The sequence below is a fragment of the Neobacillus sp. PS3-40 genome (assembly GCF_030915485.1).
Taxonomy (GTDB): domain Bacteria; phylum Bacillota; class Bacilli; order Bacillales; family Cytobacillaceae; genus JAUZPL01.
In genome coordinates this window covers 1,640,861-1,656,433 of record NZ_CP133266.1, presented here as the reverse complement: position 1 = coordinate 1,656,433, position 15,573 = coordinate 1,640,861, and the positions used below count along the sequence as shown (strand labels likewise).

The window sequence follows — 15,573 nt, the reverse complement described above, 5'->3', positions numbered from 1 at the left end:
TCTCAATAAAGGGAGAAATTCATGTTAGTAAGATTACACTATCTCAGATAAAAGAGACGATAATTCTTCAGCATCCTCTTCACTCAATTGAAAAGCATGCTCTATATACCCTTCCTCCTGTAAGTCATCTTGTCCAATAATGGCGAATCGATTTCCTTGTAAATCAAGGACAAGCTGCTTTCCATAATGGCGAGTTGTTTGAACGATGGCTAAGTCAAAGCGCTGATTCGTCCCAACGAAGCTAATGAATCTTGTTCTAGTTTCTTCTGTATCATCGTATAAAAAAAAGCGATCTGTCATGAAATTACTCCTTTTTTAATATTGTACTTATTTCGACACACTCCTATTTTAGCAAAGTATTGAACGCTTTTGGAGTTAAGGCATTATTTATGGGCGGAAGAATTTTCATTGTAAGGAAATAATACGAATATTGTCATTTTATGTTACAATTATAGTATCTTATTGATGTTTTCTTCTGAGAGGAATGAATGAAATGCATCGTTATGTGGAAAAAGCCAAAAGACTTTTTCAATGGGGAAAACTTTTTTTACCTTTCACCTCCATCCGTTTTTATCCCCCAAAATTTATTTTAAGAAATCCTGTTGTTGAAGGTGTTAAAGCCGCGTTTAAACAAGGATATGAAGTAGCTGTTATTGTTTTTAATTTAGAAGATACACAAGAATTAGCTGATCAATCTGGAAAATTCCATTACACTCGAATTATGGAAAGCTTAAAAAAGCATTTTCGGATTGTTATCGGGCAGGAGATTGCGAAAGACAAAATAATCTCTCTCCATGATTATTCTGGAGAGGGCTTCACGCTCCTAATTAAATTGGAGCATGACCGTTATTATTTATCAGAAATTGATGGCCTCATTACTAAAATTATGGCTGAAGTTGAGGATAGACTCATAGTTCAGGATGCTTTACTGTTACCTCATTTTCAAACAGGTTATATGTTTGTTGAAAAAAAGCATGCTGCAATTGAAGATACAATTGCAAAAGCCTTGAAGCAAGCTACCATGATGGCTGAAAAAAGAACTGATTCAGAGTATAATGAAATGGTGTATCAGATGAGTAAAATTGTTTCTCAAAAGGATATAAAACTTTTGGCACAGCCTATTTTTAATGTAGCTTCGAATGAAGTTTATGCTTGGGAAATGCTTTCTCGTGGCCCTGAGGGGACCATTCTTGAAAGCCCGTTAACGCTCTTCTCTGTGGCAAGGCAGACTGGAATGTTATATGATTTAGAAATGATTGTGTTTGGCAAAGCACTTCAACAAATTAAGGATACAAAATGTAAGCAGAATATATTTATAAACTGTACACCACTTACTCTTGGGAATATGAGCTTTATCCGTGATCTAAAACTACTGATGCTGCGGTTTAAAGGGATTTCCCCAACGCAAATAACTTTTGAGATAACTGAGCGTGACTCGATCGAGGAAATAAAGGATTTTATACATAATATTAAAATATTGCGTTTAATGGGTTTTAAGATTGCAATTGATGATACTGGTGCTGGATACGCAAGTTTGAATACGATAAGTGAAGTATTACCAGATATCATTAAAATTGATCGGTCTGTTATTCAAAATATTGATAAAAATACTGTTAAAGAATCAATGCTAAAAGGATTGTTATTAGTGGCGAGGGAAGCAGGTTCTTTAGTTGTCGCGGAAGGTATCGAAAATAAAGAAGAAGCTTCTGTTCTGACAAGGAACAATGTAGATTTAGCCCAAGGTTTTTATTATGCACGACCGGGTGTCCTTGTGTGAAATAGTAAAACATCTTATAAAGGAAGTGGATTTGAATGTATTTTGTCGATCGGGAAAAAATAGAGGAAAGATTAGTTTGTCTTGAAAGTCAAATTGCGCTTTTTTCAATGAAGCAAGAATGGACAACACCAATTGAAAAAGCCGCATTGGAACGAATAGCACATGTGATGATTGAGGTTGTTTTAGATGTTGGTAATGCGATGATCGATGGATTTATTATGCGGGATCCCGGAAGTTATGAGGATATAGTTGAAATTTTAATCGACGAGAAGGTTATTTCTTCAGAAACAGGCAAAAATTTAAAAATGCTTGTTCAACATCGTAAAATGCTTGTTCAGACCTATACCGAAATAGATCATCACAAATTACATAAAGCTTTTTCAAATCATATTCAGGAATTTACTTTATTTTCTCAGAATGTAAGGGACTATCTCTTGAATGAATTGGGTCCTGTTTCAGCTTTTAAAAGCTAATTTTAGACCGCATATGCGGTTTTTTTTCTTAATAAAGATAGGAGTTTTGATAAATGAAAAAATATAAAGGCTATTTGATCGACTTAGACGGAACGATGTATAAAGGTTCAGAACGGATTGAGGCGGCAAGTGATTTTGTAAAAAGGCTTAAGGAAAAAGAAATTCCATATTTATTTGTTACAAATAATTCTTCACGTACACCAGCCCAAGTTTCGGAAAAATTACAGGAATTTGATATCCCCTCAAATGAAAAATTGGTGTTTACAACAAGCCAGGCTACAGCTAATTTTATTTATGAGCAGAAAAAAGATGCGACCATTAACGTGATTGGTGAAGAGGGCATTAAAACAGCACTTGAAGAAAAAGGATTTGTTTTTGGCGGAGAGAATGCTGATTTTGTAGTTGTTGGGATTGATCGAGAAATTAATTATGAAAAATTAGCCACTGCATGTTTGGCTGTAAGGAACGGTGCCACATTTATTTCTACAAATGGGGATATTGCCTTACCAACGGAACGAGGTTTACTGCCTGGAAATGGATCGCTAACGGCTGTTATTACAGTATCTACCCAAACAGCGCCCATCTTTATTGGTAAACCAGAAAGCATAATCATGGAGCAAGCGTTAAAGGTTTTAGGCACGACCAAAGAAGAAACATTAATGGTCGGCGATTATTATGATACAGATATTTTAGCAGGAATGAATACAGGGATGGACACCTTATTAGTCCATACAGGTGTCACAACGAAGGAATTGTTAGCTGGTTATGATCGTAAACCTACGTACACCGTCGATTCATTAGATCAATGGGATATAATATAAACGAAGAGCAGGCCTTCTCCCTTTAAAGAGAGGGCCTTGCTCTTTATTCTTCTTCAGCTTCAGCAGCAACCCTATGTGCTAACCTGCTAGAGGCAGCAGCAGCAATAGCCCCAACAATATCATCTAAAAATGTGTGGCATTCCCCAGTAGATTTATCATTAAGCCTTTTCAAGATACCAGGCTTTTGCTTATCGATGTAACCATAGTTGGTAAATCCAATGGAGCCATATACATTAACGATTGAAAAAGCTAATATTTCATCAACACCATAAAGGCTTTCATCTACTTTAATAATGGATTGAAGTGGTTCTTCAAGCATCCCCTTTTCTGCAAGCATATCAAGCTGAATCCCGGTTAGAATTGCATTTTGTACCTCTCTTTTCGAAAGAACCCGTTCTACATTTGCCAAACAATCGTCGATTTTTAGGTTTTTATGATATTTTTGCTGAAGATAATAGACTAAATCAGCAATATCTTGAATCTCTACGCCTCGTTCTTTTAGCCACCTAAGTGCTGTTTCTTCTGTTATATCTGATTTTTTTTTACTTGCCATTCAAATCACCCTTTCCTCAGACTTTTTCTAATTTCCTTTTTGCAATAGAATTTTTATCTTCAACTTTGAAATTTGTCTAGTGAAAGTAGCTCTAGCAAAAGTAGCCTTTTAGCTTTTCTAATAAAATATGCTCTATTCTAAAAAAATGAACTTACAAAGAATTATTCTCCTTACATCATTTCCGATCTTAATTTTCTTATTCTTTTAAAAACAAGTTTTATATAGCTACTACATATATATGACATATGAAGAATGTTGGGGAGAGGTGGAAAAAATGCTGCAGAGGATGCTTGAAAAGCAATATGGAGTGAAGGTAAATGAACAGGTAAAACTTGATTCGTATGATGCATTAAGAGGAAACGGATGGTTGTATTTGATTGCAAAACCCGGAAATCGAGCGGAAGAAGAAATAACGGAATTAGAACGGATTGCAGAGCATTTACGAAAATATGGTGATCAGCATGTCCCAATGTTTCTTCCTTCAAAGGATGGGAAATTGTTAACAAGTTGGGAGAACAACCAGTATTGCGTTCTCGCAAACAAACAAATGGATAATCAATCAAAACATAGACTGGGGCGAAAGTTGGCAAGGTTTCATGAGAGGGGACGGAAGGTACCGTTTCAGATTGAACGGTCAAGTAGGGTTGGACAGTGGAAGGATTTATGGGAAAAGCGTTTAGAGCAAATGGAGAAAGTATGGAATGGGCTTCTTTTTCAAACTCCAGAGGATGAGTTTGAGAGAATGTTCATTGAATCATTCCCTTATTATTTAGGGTTGACTGAAAATGCTATCCAATATTTAGTCGATGCAGAAATTGATGATGAACCCATTGAGTCAGATTATGGCACCGTTTGCCATGAACGGTTTTCATCCCAATCATGGGGAATCGATTGCTGGATCAAAAACCCGTTTGATTGGGTGTTTGATCATCGAAGCCGTGATTTAGCTGAATGGACAAGGGAACGATATTTCAGGAATAGTCAAACCTATCACTTAGATTTAAAGCAATTTTTTGAAGAATATCAAAGCATTGCTAGACTTTCACCTTTTTCCTGGAAGTTGTTATATTCAAGAATTTTATTTCCACTTCATTTTTTTGATTGTATAGAAAGCTATTATATTACCCGTTCTGAACAAGAAAAAAAGTTGTTGGAGGAACAGTTAAGCAAAATTTTACGGCAATCAGGAGAGTATGAACGCTTTCTTGGGGGCTTTTATCAACTTGTGGGAGCTCCTGTTAAAATGATGAAACTTCCACAGCCAGAATGGATCCATCCATAAAACAATAAGCTAAAAATAGAAAAGTTATGCTAAAATAAGATGAAGTTATTTTAGTTAAATAGGGAAGGGAATGTAGCATGAAACCTTATATTTATATCACTAGGAGACTACCAAAGACTGCAGTTGAATTAATTGAAACGAAGTATGAAGTTAGTATGTGGGAACATGAAGATATACCCGTACCAAGGGAGATTTTAATTGAAGAAGCTAAAAAGGCGAACGCGTTGCTTACTATGTTATCTGATACTATTGATGAAGTTGTTTTAACAGCAGGAAGTCAATTAAAAGTTGTGGCAAACCTTGCAGTAGGATTTGATAATATTGATGTCGAAACAGCGACTAAACAGGGAATTGCAATTTGTAATACTCCCTATGTTTTAACAGACACTACTGCTGACCTAGCCTTTGCATTGTTAATGGCGACAGCAAGACGGATTGTTGAAGCAGCCGAGATGGTTAAGCAAGACCAATGGAAAAGCTGGAGCCCATTATTATTAGCAGGACATGATATCCATCATAAAACAATTGGAATTGTTGGAATGGGTAAAATTGGCTCAACAGTTGCAAGACGTGCGACTGGTTTTGAAATGGATATTCTTTATCATAATCGGACAAGAAAACCTGAAGTTGAAAAAGAACTAGGTGCTGTTTATTGTTCATTTGATGAACTTGTTACGAAATCAGATTTTATCGTATGCTTAACACCACTTACTGATGAAACGAGAAATCTATTTACCCGGGACATTTTCAAAAAAATGAAGCCTTCAGCTATCTTTATCAATGTGGGTAGAGGTCCGGTTGTGGATGAAAATGCACTATATGAAGCACTTTTGGAGAAGGATATTGCTGGAGCAGGATTAGATGTTTTTGCAAAAGAGCCTATAAATGGGGACCATCCACTTTTGAAACTTTCAAATGTTGTAGCATTACCACACATTGGTAGTTCAAGTGTAGAAACAAGGGTTATCATGATGAAGCTATGCTTAGATAATATTGAAGCAGTGCTTACTGGAAATAATCCCACAGCACTTGTAAATAAAGATTGGAATGCGTTGGTTAACTAAATAAATAAAGGACCCGATCACTAGGAAACCATATATAGCAGAATTACTACGCTATATTTTGGATTCCACGGTGGTCGGGCCCTTATGTGTTTCCTCATAATTAAAAAACCTGTTCTACTTCAAGCACCCCTGGAACTTCTTCCAACAGAGCACGTTCAATCCCAGCTTTCAATGTAATGGTTGAACTTGGGCAGCTTCCGCAGGCACCTAATAAACGAAGTTTCACAATACCTTCCTCAACATCAACTAATTCACAATCGCCACCATCACGAAGAAGAAATGGGCGCAATTTATCTAAAACTTCCTGGACTTGTTCGATCATTTCGTTATCTTGCATAATTATCGACTCCTTTCCTAATCTTTATTATAATGGGATCGTAAGTAAAAATCTATTATGTGAGATGCTTTTCTGGTTTTAATAAGGAATGTATAGATTAACAAATAAAACCAAAAATTAAATAAAAAGATGAGGAATGAAACTGATGGAAAATCGTGGAGTTGAAATTATCGTTTACGGTGCAGAAGAGCTTTGTCCTAGCTGTCTCCATTCGCCATCTTCAAAGGAAACGTTTGACTGGCTTAATGCAGCTATTTCTAGGAAATATCCAGAACAGCCGTTTGAAATCACGTATGTTGATATTAACAATCCCCCAAATGTGGATTCAAAACAAGAGTTTGCTAAAAAGGTCATCGAAGAGGGGATGTTTTATCCTGTCGTCGTTATAAATGGAAAAATAGTTGGTGAAGGGAATCCTCGTTTAAAGACGATTTATACAGAGCTTGAGAAGCATGGCTATCAACAGTCATAGCAAAAAGGGATATTCCTATTTAGGAATATCCCTTTTGTTTAGCTAAGCAGAATTTATATCCATAAATTCTGCTAGCGCATAAGGGCAACTACGCTTAATCACCGCCCTTAGGGGCTCGCCAATCAGCGAGTTTTCTTTATTTACCCTTGGTGATACTTATACATCCACAGAATTCCTGACTTGATTAAACGGGCAACCCTACCTGTAATAGCACGATCTGCCATCATTCCAAATCCTTGTTTTTTCCCGAGGGAACCCATGATTCCTTTTAGTTTTATTGGAGGAAAGGAATCTGGGAGCTCTTCATCTTTCCAACGTCTTTTAAATACTTCAGCAATTTGTTCAGCCTGTCCTTCAGCTAATTGAGCACTTGGTGCATGTGGAAGGCTTGCACAATCACCAACGACAAATACATGTTCATCAGATGGTAAGTGATGATGTGGTGTTATCTTTACTCGACCTGATGGATCCTTTTCAACAAAAAGATCACGAACAACTTTATTAGCTTGAACCCCTGCTGTCCAAACAATCACATCACAATGGATCGGTTCATCGTGGTTGTATAATATTTGTTCTTCTATTTTTGTAACATTGGAATTGTTTATTATTTCGATATTATGTTCATTGAACCAATTTCCAACGTATTTACTTAACCGATCGGGAAAATCAGAAAGAATATGATCGCCTCTATCGAATAATTTAATAGCTAAATCCTCTCGGCTTTCAATAAGTTCGCTCGACAATTCAACCCCACTTAGTCCTGCACCAACAATTCCTACGATTGAGCCAGGGCCTAAATTATTTAATATTGAATAAGTATTTCGTGAACTTTCAATACTTTGAATGCTGTGGGTGAATTGATCAGCCCCAGGAATATTGTGGTACTTATCTTCACAACCAAGACCAATGATTAAATCATCATAATCAAGTGATTCTTCATCATTAATGAAAACTTTTTTCTCCTGGATATCTATAGTTGAGATTTCTCCGTATTTTATCTTAAGTTGTGGATGTTCAGGAAACGAAACTCGAATATCTTTATCAGAAATTGTCCCGGCTGCTAACGCATAGTATTCTGTTTTTAAACAATGGTAAGGGACACGGTCTACTAAAGTAATCATTACGTCATCAGGTAGGTGATCAGGAAGGATTTCATTAAGAAATTTCATTCCTCCATACCCGCCACCCAAAATTAATAAATTTTTCATTTTAACTTCCCCTTTATGATGCAAATTACATTTGATACTAGTTTTAAGCTCTAAGCATTTATTTATAAATTTTTTTCATGGAAATTAGAATTAAGTCACAAAAATTATACCTAAATTGTGACAATATAACAACAAATATACCGAAGTATGTTGACGAATTCACTGTTTGGTGATTATTGACGATGAACCTTAAAAAGGGTAGGATTGGATGTTAGTAGAGGTGAAGATCCATGATTAAGCCAATCATTGAATTTTGTATAAGTAATCTTGCGAATGGCTCGCAAAAAGCACGTGAAGTATTAGAAAGAGATCCGAACTTGGATGTTATTGAATATGGTTGTCTTGGCCATTGCGGAATATGTGCTGTTTCTCTTTTTGCACTTGTTAACGGGGAAAGGGTCACAGGTAAGACACCTGAAGAGCTTGTTGAAAATATTTATCAATTTTTGGAAGAAAATCCAATGTTCTGATAGAAAGGGGGAACGACATGTTCGTTCCCTCTTTTAGTTAAATATAATTCTTGCATTTTAGTGCGTTTACGTTTTTTGTTAACTATCTACTGCCCTTTTTTCTCTTATCTCATGCCAACGTTCTCTAGCCATTTCAATAATTTTTGGCTCAACAGTTTGCTTTTGTTTTTCAATTACTTTGGAAAAATACTTAACAGCCTTTTTTACATCGTTAATTCTTATGGAAAGTTCCCCTATTAAGTACATAAGTTTCACAACAGAAACTTGAGTACCTCGGAAATCATCTTGTATATAGGATGCCTCATATTCTTCTATGGAGAGTTTCAAAAACCTTTGCTCCTCCTCAATGCTACCTTTTGAACGATAAAGCCATGCAATTCTCATGTACATTCCAGCTTGGACGATATGTTTTTCCTTTTTTAATGTCCCACAGTAAATAGCTAATTTATATGTTTGCAGGGCTTGCTGGATGGTTCTTTTAGAACCAAAATCACGTGAAACCCATCGATTTGTGACCTCTTTTTGAATTAGCTCAATTGTGCCAGGTAAAAAGTATTTAGAAAAGTCGTCTGAAAATGAGAAACCACAAGCAGGACAAATTTGTATATGATAAAAAAGGGGGTTGGCTTCATCAGATTCATAATTAGGGGAAAAATCTGTATCGAAATGAGTTATTTTAACAAAACGAGAGCGGACTTTTTTACTAGTAAATGATTTTTTGCAAAGTAAGCATTCATACTTCTTGTCGAAAATTGGGTCAATAGTAATACTCACGATGGCACTCCTTTAGAAATGTTATATCTTAATAGGACAATTATAACTTATATATAGGGATTATTGTCCATGAAGATATGACTATACATGAAAATTCAATTATTTGAGTACGGTAACCGAAGTGTTTATACTTAGACTAAGTAATGGAAATTGATAAAATCGATGTTTAGCTCATTCTTGTTTTACACTAGACGATAAAAATAATTTTGATTGGAAAAAGCCTCAACTTGAAGGAGGAAATGGAATGAATAAAGATACAATTGTTTTGACCGAAGCTGCGGCACTTCAGATAAAAGAAATGATCAAACAAAATGAGGAGGAAGGCGCTCTATTGCGCGTTTCTGTACAGGGTGGTGGATGCAGTGGCTTATCATATGGTATGGGATTCGCCCATGAGATAAACAATGAGGATCTTCATTTTGAACAGTTTGGAATTCAAATCCTTGTAGATAACGAAAGTGCTTCTATTTTGCAAGGAACTAAAATTGATTTTAAACAATCATTGATGGGCGGCGGATTCACAATGGAAAACCCGAATGCTATTGCATCATGTGGTTGTGGTTCTTCCTTCAAAACAGCTTCAGAAGAGGGAACGCCTGAAGAATGTTAAATACAAAAAGGCATCTAGATGGATGCCTTTTCGTAAATTCGCTATGTTTTAGATTACTGTTGATCATTAAAGAATAATCAAAAGCACCTCTTCATTTTAGTACACATCACGTTGGTAACGCCCTTGCTTTTGCATATCCTTTAGATACGCTTCAGCTGCTTCAAGGGTCATCCCACCTTCTTTTTCAATTACCTCAGTAAGAGCACTGTTAACATCTTTCGCCATACGATCCTTATCTCCACAAATATAGAAATATGCTCCATTTTCCAGCCATTCAAACAATTCTTTGCTGTTCTCAAGAATTTTATGCTGTACATATACTTTTTGCTCCGTATCACGGGAAAATGCAGTATCTATTTTTGTCAATACACCATCTTTTTGGTATTTTTCAAATTCGTCTTGATATAGGAAATCCGACGCTGCATGCTGGTCTCCAAAAAATAACCATGATTTTCCTGTTCCTTTATTCACTGCACGTTCTTGGATAAAGGAACGGAATGGTGCAATGCCTGTTCCTGGACCAACCATAATAATATCTTTATCTTGAGACTCTGGCAGGCTAAAGTGTTTATTTTGTTGAATAAATACTGGAAGTGTATCCCCTTCTGGAAGGCGTTCCGCACATAAAACAGAACAAACTCCTTTCCGTTCGCGTCCATGAGAAGTGTAGCGAACGGCACCGATGGTTAGATGCACTTCCTCAGGATTAGCAGCAATGCTACTTGCAATTGAATAGAGGCGTGGTGTTAATTTTCTTAAAAGAGACACCATTTCTTGAGCAGAAGCGTTCCATGGACCGAAATCACGTAACATATCAAGCAAATCACGCCCGTATGTATATTCTTTCAGCTGGTCTGCATTTTCAACTAACACAAGCTTTTTTAGCTCTTCGTTTTCAGTTAATTCCGCTGCTTGCTGTAAAATTTTTCTTGACAATAGTGTAATTTCAAAGAAGGTTGTTAGCGCTTCCTTTAATGGGAGTGTATCGTCTTGCTTATTTATTGTAACAACTATTTCTGCATCCCATTTCATTTCTTCAAGGATAGAAGCCACTAGTTCTGGATCATTCTGAGGGATAATTCCAAGGGCATCACCTGGGACATAGGAAAGGCCTGATCCTTCTAATGAAAACTCAATATGCCTAGTTTCTTTACTAGAGCCAGCTCCATTTAAATTTACATTTTTGAGAACCTTTGCTTGAAATGGATTAGTTCTTGAAAATGGTGTTGGCATTTTGGTATCTTCTTTTGTATTTTCAGGGTTTACTACAGTATTTTTCATAATCTTCACCTCAAAAAGTTTTATAAAAATTAACTTGTCTAGCCTTTTACTTTTAACATCACCACTCAGCACTTAATTAATTAACTTCCCCTTAAAAACGAATGCCCTTCCTTATAAAATGTTGAAATCTTTTTGGGAAAAAGGGTGGGAAAAGTATTTCTTTACTAAATCTGAGATGAAAATGTTATATGTGTGATGCTCTAAGAAATCCGTTTGTTATGAAGCCAAAGATACGGTGTGAATGAAATTGAGGCATGGTCAAATTGGAAAATATGACGAATCATCGGTAAGATCATAAATTTTCTGCTACTTTACTCACACCGAACTCTCGATTGTTAAATTCCACACAATATCATAACACAAAATTAAATTTTCCTCACTACTTTCTGCGAATTTTCAGAAAGGTGGCACTAACTTAAAAAACGGTAAAAACATCTATAATTTTACCATAATTTCCTTGAAATAAAGATTTTACAATATTCATAAGTTTTTTAAGTTTCTTACTGTTATTAATCTCTTGAAAAAGAATTGAAAAAAGAATAAGATATATTTGTGGAGATATTGTTACTATTTAGTGACAAAAAAAGCACATTTTTTTTGCCAATTATAGTGAATTGTATCACAAACTTTTTTACTCGTATCAAAATAAAAATGTATATAGCAGTGGAAGATAAGAAGAAGATTTTATATTAAAATATAAAGGTGGAAGTGATCACTTTGAGAAAGCCAAAGATCGTTATTTTAGGTGCTGGATATGGTGGACTAATGACGGCCGTACGCCTGCAAAAATTAGTTGGCGTAAATGAGGCAGACATTGTCTTGGTTAATAAAAATGATTACCATTATGAAACGACATGGTTACATGAAGCATCAGCAGGTACAATGCACCATGATAAAGTACGTTACGAAATTCGTAATGTTATTGATAAAAGCAAAGTTGAATTTGTGCAGGACACTGTGTTAGAGATAAACAAGGATGAAAAGAAAGTAATTTTAGAAAAAAGTGAAATCAGTTATGATTACCTTGTTATTGCAATTGGGGGAGAGCCAGAAACATTTGGCATTAAAGGTTTAAAAGAATTTGCATTTGGAATTACCAATGTAAATTCATCTCGTCAATTACGTGAACATATGGAATATCAATTTGCAACTTACAATATGGAAGAAGAAAAGAAAGAAGAAAGATTGTCCATCATTGTTGGAGGAGCAGGATTCACTGGAATTGAATTTCTTGGCGAATTAACGAACCGGATTCCTGAGCTTTGTCATGAATATGATGTTGACTTTAATAAAGTAAAAATAATTTGTGTCGAAGCCGCCCCTACTGTACTCCCAGGATTTGATCCTGAACTTGTTAAATACGCTGTTTCTCAATTAGAACGTAAAGGCGTTGAGTTCTTGATCGGTACTGCTATTAAGGAATGTACACCAGAAGGTATCTTTGTTGCAAAAGGTGAAGATGAACCGCATGAGATTAAAGCTGGCACAGTTGTTTGGGCAGCTGGTATCCGCGGAAATGCAATTGTTGAGAAGTCAGGATTTGAAGCAATGAGAGGTCGTGTTAAAGTTCAATTAGACCTTCGTGCTCCAGGGCATGACGACGTCTTTATCATTGGAGACTCCGCATTGATGATCAACGAAGAAATCAATCGTCCATACCCACCAACTGCACAAATTGCAATGCAACAAGGTGAAACATGTGCGCGCAATCTTGCAGCCTTAATCCGTAATAAAACGGATCTTGAGACATTTAAGCCTGATATTAAAGGAACAGTTTGCTCATTAGGTGAGGACGACGCTATTGGTGTTGTTTTTGGCAAAAAGATAATGGGTACAAAAGCAGCCTTCATGAAAAAAGTGGTTGATAACCGCTCTCTTTATATGATTGGTGGAGTACCTCTCGTTTTGAAAAAAGGTAAACTTAAGTTTTTATAAAATATGTTAGAAAAAAGGGTCAGCTAATGCTGTCCCTTTTTGCGTTAATTAGAATTAATGTCTGTGAACGTTACAAGCAGTCTTTTTCCTTGATTTGCGACCGTTAACAGGATATTCTGACATCGATGGTCGTAATAAGAAGAGGCACCCTTTACATGATGGAAAGGATCTTTGGAGGTTTTTATGAAAAATAAACGAGGTAATGTTTGGTTGGCTGTTTCAGGATTAGTCCAATCATCGGATGGGAAATGGCTTGTTGTAAAAAAGAAATACGGCGGTTTAAAAGGAATGTGGTCATTGCCGGCAGGATTCGTGGAAGCTGGTGAAACTGCAGATGAAGCTGTTATCAGGGAAATTAAAGAGGAGACTGGGATTAACTGTGTAATAAAAGGATTAATTGGCCTAAGAACTGGTGTGATTCATGAGGAAATAAGTGATAATATGCTCATGTTTATGCTTGAACCAATTGGTAACGGACAAATCAAACATCAAGAAGAGGAACTGTTTGAAGCAAGGTATATAGCAGTTGACGAACTACTTACAGATAAGGATGCTTCTATCCTCCTTCACCAATTAATGGTTCAAAATTCCACATCTCTAAAGCCATGTACGAATGGTTTGAATCCGGGAGATCAATTTGGTTATACAAAGTATAAAATATTTTTATAATTTTTAGAAAATTTAAGATATGCTAAGAATGAAAGAGGTAAATTTATATGTATCCGCTTTCTTAGCCAAATTCCCCTCATTCTGAACTTTGCAATTTTCGGTATATTATCAGAAAATTAAGTTAATATAAATGAAGGGGATGAGGGTAATGAAAGATAATAAAGTGAATTTAAAACCTTGTGAGTATTGTTCTGGTCATGGGTATTTTCAATTATTGCTTGGCGGCTCAGAAACATGCACATGCTGTGAAGGAACTGGAGAACAAAAAAAATAATATAAAAACTTCGTATCTCCGCTTCCGGAAATAATTTCGGAGGTCTTTTTTTGTTTAGTTTTGGGGCCAAGTCAATTTTCAACTCCGAAATAATCTCCTAAGTGTAAATTGTGAGAAGCTCTGCATCAAATAGTAATATCACTTTTTAAACCATTAACACTATTCTAATATTGACTCCCTTTTTTACTTTGAGTACACTAAGTGGTGTGTGTTAGGGGGAATTTTTAATGCAAATGAGTATTGTTGTGTTTATTATATCGATTTTGTTATTTTTTGTATTATTTTTTGGGATTGGTTTTTTGCTTAATATGATACTACGAATGTGCTGGGTTATGACTATTCTTTATCCTATATTTGTTATTTTGTTTATTGATAAGGTACGGTTTAGTGAATACTTTACAAATAGTGGTGTAGCCTTCCAGTCACTTGGGCACCGTTTAAGCTCTTTGGGCACAGCGGATATCGTTATTTTGCTCAGTGGGTTTTTGGGTGCCATCTCGGCAGGGATCGCGATTAAACTTTTAAGGAAAAATGGATATCAAATGTTTTAAGCCCATTTACTTTTTAGTAAGTAGTTCCGTTTTTGTGGAGGAACATTTCAAATAGCCTAGGAATTAGCATACCAATTGAGATACAAATTGGTATGTTTTTTTTATTGATATACCATTACTTTTGGCTCAATTAAATCCAAAAAAGCATAATAAGTAGCGTACCAAATAACAGCCTGAAGATCATCATGGTCATTGCAAACCATATAGGAGGGCAAAAAAAGTCTTCATGAACGTTCTTTGAAACTTGTCTGTTGATTTCCACTCCAGGTGCTCGCTTTCCGCGGGGCGGGCGGTGAGCCTCCTCGGCGCTTAGGCGCCTGCGGGGTCTCACCTGTCCCGCTACTCCCGCAGGAGTCTCGCACCTTCCGCTCCAATCAACAGGGTGTCAAAATTAATTAGACTTTAACATAGTCAATGTAAAAAAAGTAAAATACCTCTTTTTTGAGGAAATTATACCTTTTTTAATAAAGCTATATATCCTTATTGAAAAAAAGAAAGTTTTTTAGTGCCATCGCTTTAGAGCCTGCGGGTTTTCCACGAATGTCATTACATATGGTAACAATAAATAACAGTTTTGACTTTATTCTTTTTTGGGGATTTATTTATAAACGTAAACTTAAAAATTTACCCTAAAATAGACTGTAGGATGCCATGGAGATGAAGGATTATCAAAAAGTTTTACATCACCTTAGGTTATCCTATTTTTTTGTGGTTATCGATCGTGTCTATCTGTATTAATCTGTTTGAAATCTCCGCTAGCTATCAAAAAAAGTTCTATGGTTCAAGCAATTTTTATTGGTCTGTAACCTGGTGTTTTTTACAAATAGTCTTTCTTCCAGGTAGTAATGGGCTCCTACTCGTTGGATTTCTTTCAATAGTTTTTTATAAATCTGTTTCTTCGCTATTGAATTTTTTTCCAAAAAAGTTTTTTACAAGCTTGTCTTTTAATTTACCAATTAGCATAGTACGATACGGAACAGTCATATTTTAAATTCTTATTCTTGTGTTCTTTGGATTCATCA

At 35.8% G+C, this 15,573-nt stretch carries 17 protein-coding genes and 1 pseudogene; 12 read left to right on the top strand and 6 right to left on the bottom strand.

The window, feature by feature from the left end; all coding sequences use genetic code 11:
• Positions 1-33 precede the first annotated feature (33 nt).
• Entirely contained in the window at positions 34-300 is a 267-nt protein-coding gene (locus RCG20_RS08425; protein ID WP_308183781.1) for a DUF3055 domain-containing protein, read from the bottom strand.
• A gap of 193 nt (positions 301-493) precedes the next feature.
• Here RCG20_RS08425 and RCG20_RS08420 point away from each other — a divergent pair, with 193 nt between their 5' ends.
• From RCG20_RS08420 to RCG20_RS08410, 3 genes are read left to right on the top strand one after another with little or no spacing between them, the layout of a single operon-like run.
• Positions 494-1,777 carry an EAL domain-containing protein gene (locus RCG20_RS08420; RefSeq protein ID WP_308183780.1) on the top strand — a complete coding sequence of 428 codons (1,284 nt, stop codon included), beginning with the start codon at positions 494-496 and terminating at the stop codon, positions 1,775-1,777.
• Between the two features lie 35 nt (positions 1,778-1,812).
• Entirely contained in the window at positions 1,813-2,250 is a 438-nt protein-coding gene (locus RCG20_RS08415) for a DUF86 domain-containing protein (protein WP_308183779.1), read from the top strand.
• Between the two features lie 53 nt (positions 2,251-2,303).
• Positions 2,304-3,071, top strand: a complete 768-nt coding sequence (locus RCG20_RS08410) for a TIGR01457 family HAD-type hydrolase (RefSeq protein WP_308183777.1) — start codon at positions 2,304-2,306, stop codon at positions 3,069-3,071.
• A gap of 43 nt (positions 3,072-3,114) precedes the next feature.
• Here RCG20_RS08410 and RCG20_RS08405 read toward each other — a convergent pair whose 3' ends face one another.
• Positions 3,115-3,624, bottom strand: coding sequence for a phosphatidylglycerophosphatase A family protein (locus RCG20_RS08405; RefSeq protein ID WP_308183776.1), 510 nt, complete (start codon positions 3,622-3,624; stop codon positions 3,115-3,117).
• Between the two features lie 274 nt (positions 3,625-3,898).
• Between RCG20_RS08405 and yutH the strand changes: the two genes are divergently transcribed.
• Positions 3,899-4,906 carry a spore coat putative kinase YutH gene (yutH, locus tag RCG20_RS08400; protein ID WP_308183775.1) on the top strand — a complete coding sequence of 336 codons (1,008 nt, stop codon included), beginning with the start codon at positions 3,899-3,901 and terminating at the stop codon, positions 4,904-4,906.
• Between the two features lie 77 nt (positions 4,907-4,983).
• Positions 4,984-5,970 carry a 2-hydroxyacid dehydrogenase gene (locus tag RCG20_RS08395; RefSeq protein ID WP_308183774.1) on the top strand — a complete coding sequence of 329 codons (987 nt, stop codon included), beginning with the start codon at positions 4,984-4,986 and terminating at the stop codon, positions 5,968-5,970.
• A 100-nt stretch (positions 5,971-6,070) separates the two neighbouring features.
• On the opposite strand, the pseudogene RCG20_RS08390 reads toward RCG20_RS08395, so the two are convergent.
• Positions 6,071-6,390 (bottom strand): annotated as a pseudogene (locus RCG20_RS08390) (NifU family protein).
• Between the two features lie 62 nt (positions 6,391-6,452).
• Between RCG20_RS08390 and RCG20_RS08385 the strand changes: the two are divergent.
• Complete coding sequence (locus tag RCG20_RS08385) at positions 6,453-6,779, top strand: YuzD family protein (protein WP_308183772.1); 327 nt, start codon at positions 6,453-6,455, stop codon at positions 6,777-6,779.
• 140 nt (positions 6,780-6,919) lie between these two features.
• On the opposite strand, the gene RCG20_RS08380 is transcribed toward RCG20_RS08385, so the two are convergent.
• Positions 6,920-7,987 carry an NAD(P)/FAD-dependent oxidoreductase gene (locus tag RCG20_RS08380; protein WP_308183771.1) on the bottom strand — a complete coding sequence of 356 codons (1,068 nt, stop codon included), beginning with the start codon at positions 7,985-7,987 and terminating at the stop codon, positions 6,920-6,922.
• Positions 7,988-8,217: 230 nt separating this feature from the next.
• Here RCG20_RS08380 and RCG20_RS08375 point away from each other — a divergent pair, with 230 nt between their 5' ends.
• A complete protein-coding gene (locus tag RCG20_RS08375) occupies positions 8,218-8,457 on the top strand; it encodes a YuzB family protein (protein WP_308183769.1) in 240 nt (79 codons plus the stop codon).
• Between the two features lie 78 nt (positions 8,458-8,535).
• On the opposite strand, the gene RCG20_RS08370 is transcribed toward RCG20_RS08375, so the two are convergent.
• On the bottom strand, positions 8,536-9,231 hold the full coding sequence (locus RCG20_RS08370) for a DUF2225 domain-containing protein (protein WP_308183768.1): 696 nt from the start codon (positions 9,229-9,231) through the stop codon (positions 8,536-8,538).
• Between the two features lie 244 nt (positions 9,232-9,475).
• On the opposite strand from RCG20_RS08370, the gene RCG20_RS08365 reads away from it, so the two are divergent.
• Complete coding sequence (locus RCG20_RS08365) at positions 9,476-9,841, top strand: HesB/IscA family protein (RefSeq protein WP_308183766.1); 366 nt, start codon at positions 9,476-9,478, stop codon at positions 9,839-9,841.
• A 96-nt stretch (positions 9,842-9,937) separates the two neighbouring features.
• Here RCG20_RS08365 and RCG20_RS08360 read toward each other — a convergent pair whose 3' ends face one another.
• The gene (locus RCG20_RS08360; protein ID WP_308183765.1) at positions 9,938-11,122 is read right to left on the bottom strand and encodes a sulfite reductase subunit alpha; all 1,185 of its coding nucleotides are present in this window, start codon (positions 11,120-11,122) and stop codon (positions 9,938-9,940) included.
• Positions 11,123-11,839: 717 nt separating this feature from the next.
• On the opposite strand from RCG20_RS08360, the gene RCG20_RS08355 reads away from it, so the two are divergent.
• The 4 genes from RCG20_RS08355 (at position 11,840) to RCG20_RS08340 (ending at position 14,551) form a co-directional block, all read left to right on the top strand.
• The gene (locus RCG20_RS08355; protein ID WP_308183764.1) at positions 11,840-13,057 is read left to right on the top strand and encodes an NAD(P)/FAD-dependent oxidoreductase; all 1,218 of its coding nucleotides are present in this window, start codon (positions 11,840-11,842) and stop codon (positions 13,055-13,057) included.
• Between the two features lie 183 nt (positions 13,058-13,240).
• The gene (locus tag RCG20_RS08350; protein ID WP_308183762.1) at positions 13,241-13,726 is read left to right on the top strand and encodes an NUDIX domain-containing protein; all 486 of its coding nucleotides are present in this window, start codon (positions 13,241-13,243) and stop codon (positions 13,724-13,726) included.
• Between the two features lie 148 nt (positions 13,727-13,874).
• Positions 13,875-14,000, top strand: coding sequence for a YuiA family protein (locus RCG20_RS08345; protein ID WP_308183760.1), 126 nt, complete (start codon positions 13,875-13,877; stop codon positions 13,998-14,000).
• 227 nt (positions 14,001-14,227) lie between these two features.
• The gene (locus RCG20_RS08340; protein ID WP_308183759.1) at positions 14,228-14,551 is read left to right on the top strand and encodes a YuiB family protein; all 324 of its coding nucleotides are present in this window, start codon (positions 14,228-14,230) and stop codon (positions 14,549-14,551) included.
• Positions 14,552-15,573: the final 1,022 nt, after the last annotated feature.

What these genes read in the sequence shown, in the direction of transcription:
- RCG20_RS08380 (WP_308183771.1), bottom strand. Translation starts at nt 7,987, where the DNA reads ATGAAAAATTTATTAATTTTGGGTGGCGGGTATGGAGGAATGAAATTT.
- RCG20_RS08365 (WP_308183766.1), top strand. Translation starts at nt 9,476, where the DNA reads ATGAATAAAGATACAATTGTTTTGACCGAAGCTGCGGCACTTCAGATA.
- RCG20_RS08405 (WP_308183776.1), bottom strand. Translation starts at nt 3,624, where the DNA reads ATGGCAAGTAAAAAAAAATCAGATATAACAGAAGAAACAGCACTTAGG.
- RCG20_RS08385 (WP_308183772.1), top strand. Translation starts at nt 6,453, where the DNA reads ATGGAAAATCGTGGAGTTGAAATTATCGTTTACGGTGCAGAAGAGCTT.
- yutH (WP_308183775.1), top strand. Translation starts at nt 3,899, where the DNA reads ATGCTGCAGAGGATGCTTGAAAAGCAATATGGAGTGAAGGTAAATGAA.
- RCG20_RS08345 (WP_308183760.1), top strand. Translation starts at nt 13,875, where the DNA reads ATGAAAGATAATAAAGTGAATTTAAAACCTTGTGAGTATTGTTCTGGT.
- RCG20_RS08350 (WP_308183762.1), top strand. Translation starts at nt 13,241, where the DNA reads ATGAAAAATAAACGAGGTAATGTTTGGTTGGCTGTTTCAGGATTAGTC.
- RCG20_RS08415 (WP_308183779.1), top strand. Translation starts at nt 1,813, where the DNA reads ATGTATTTTGTCGATCGGGAAAAAATAGAGGAAAGATTAGTTTGTCTT.
- RCG20_RS08410 (WP_308183777.1), top strand. Translation starts at nt 2,304, where the DNA reads ATGAAAAAATATAAAGGCTATTTGATCGACTTAGACGGAACGATGTAT.
- RCG20_RS08425 (WP_308183781.1), bottom strand. Translation starts at nt 300, where the DNA reads ATGACAGATCGCTTTTTTTTATACGATGATACAGAAGAAACTAGAACA.
- RCG20_RS08375 (WP_308183769.1), top strand. Translation starts at nt 8,218, where the DNA reads ATGATTAAGCCAATCATTGAATTTTGTATAAGTAATCTTGCGAATGGC.
- RCG20_RS08420 (WP_308183780.1), top strand. Translation starts at nt 494, where the DNA reads ATGCATCGTTATGTGGAAAAAGCCAAAAGACTTTTTCAATGGGGAAAA.
- RCG20_RS08340 (WP_308183759.1), top strand. Translation starts at nt 14,228, where the DNA reads ATGCAAATGAGTATTGTTGTGTTTATTATATCGATTTTGTTATTTTTT.
- RCG20_RS08395 (WP_308183774.1), top strand. Translation starts at nt 4,984, where the DNA reads ATGAAACCTTATATTTATATCACTAGGAGACTACCAAAGACTGCAGTT.
- RCG20_RS08360 (WP_308183765.1), bottom strand. Translation starts at nt 11,122, where the DNA reads ATGAAAAATACTGTAGTAAACCCTGAAAATACAAAAGAAGATACCAAA.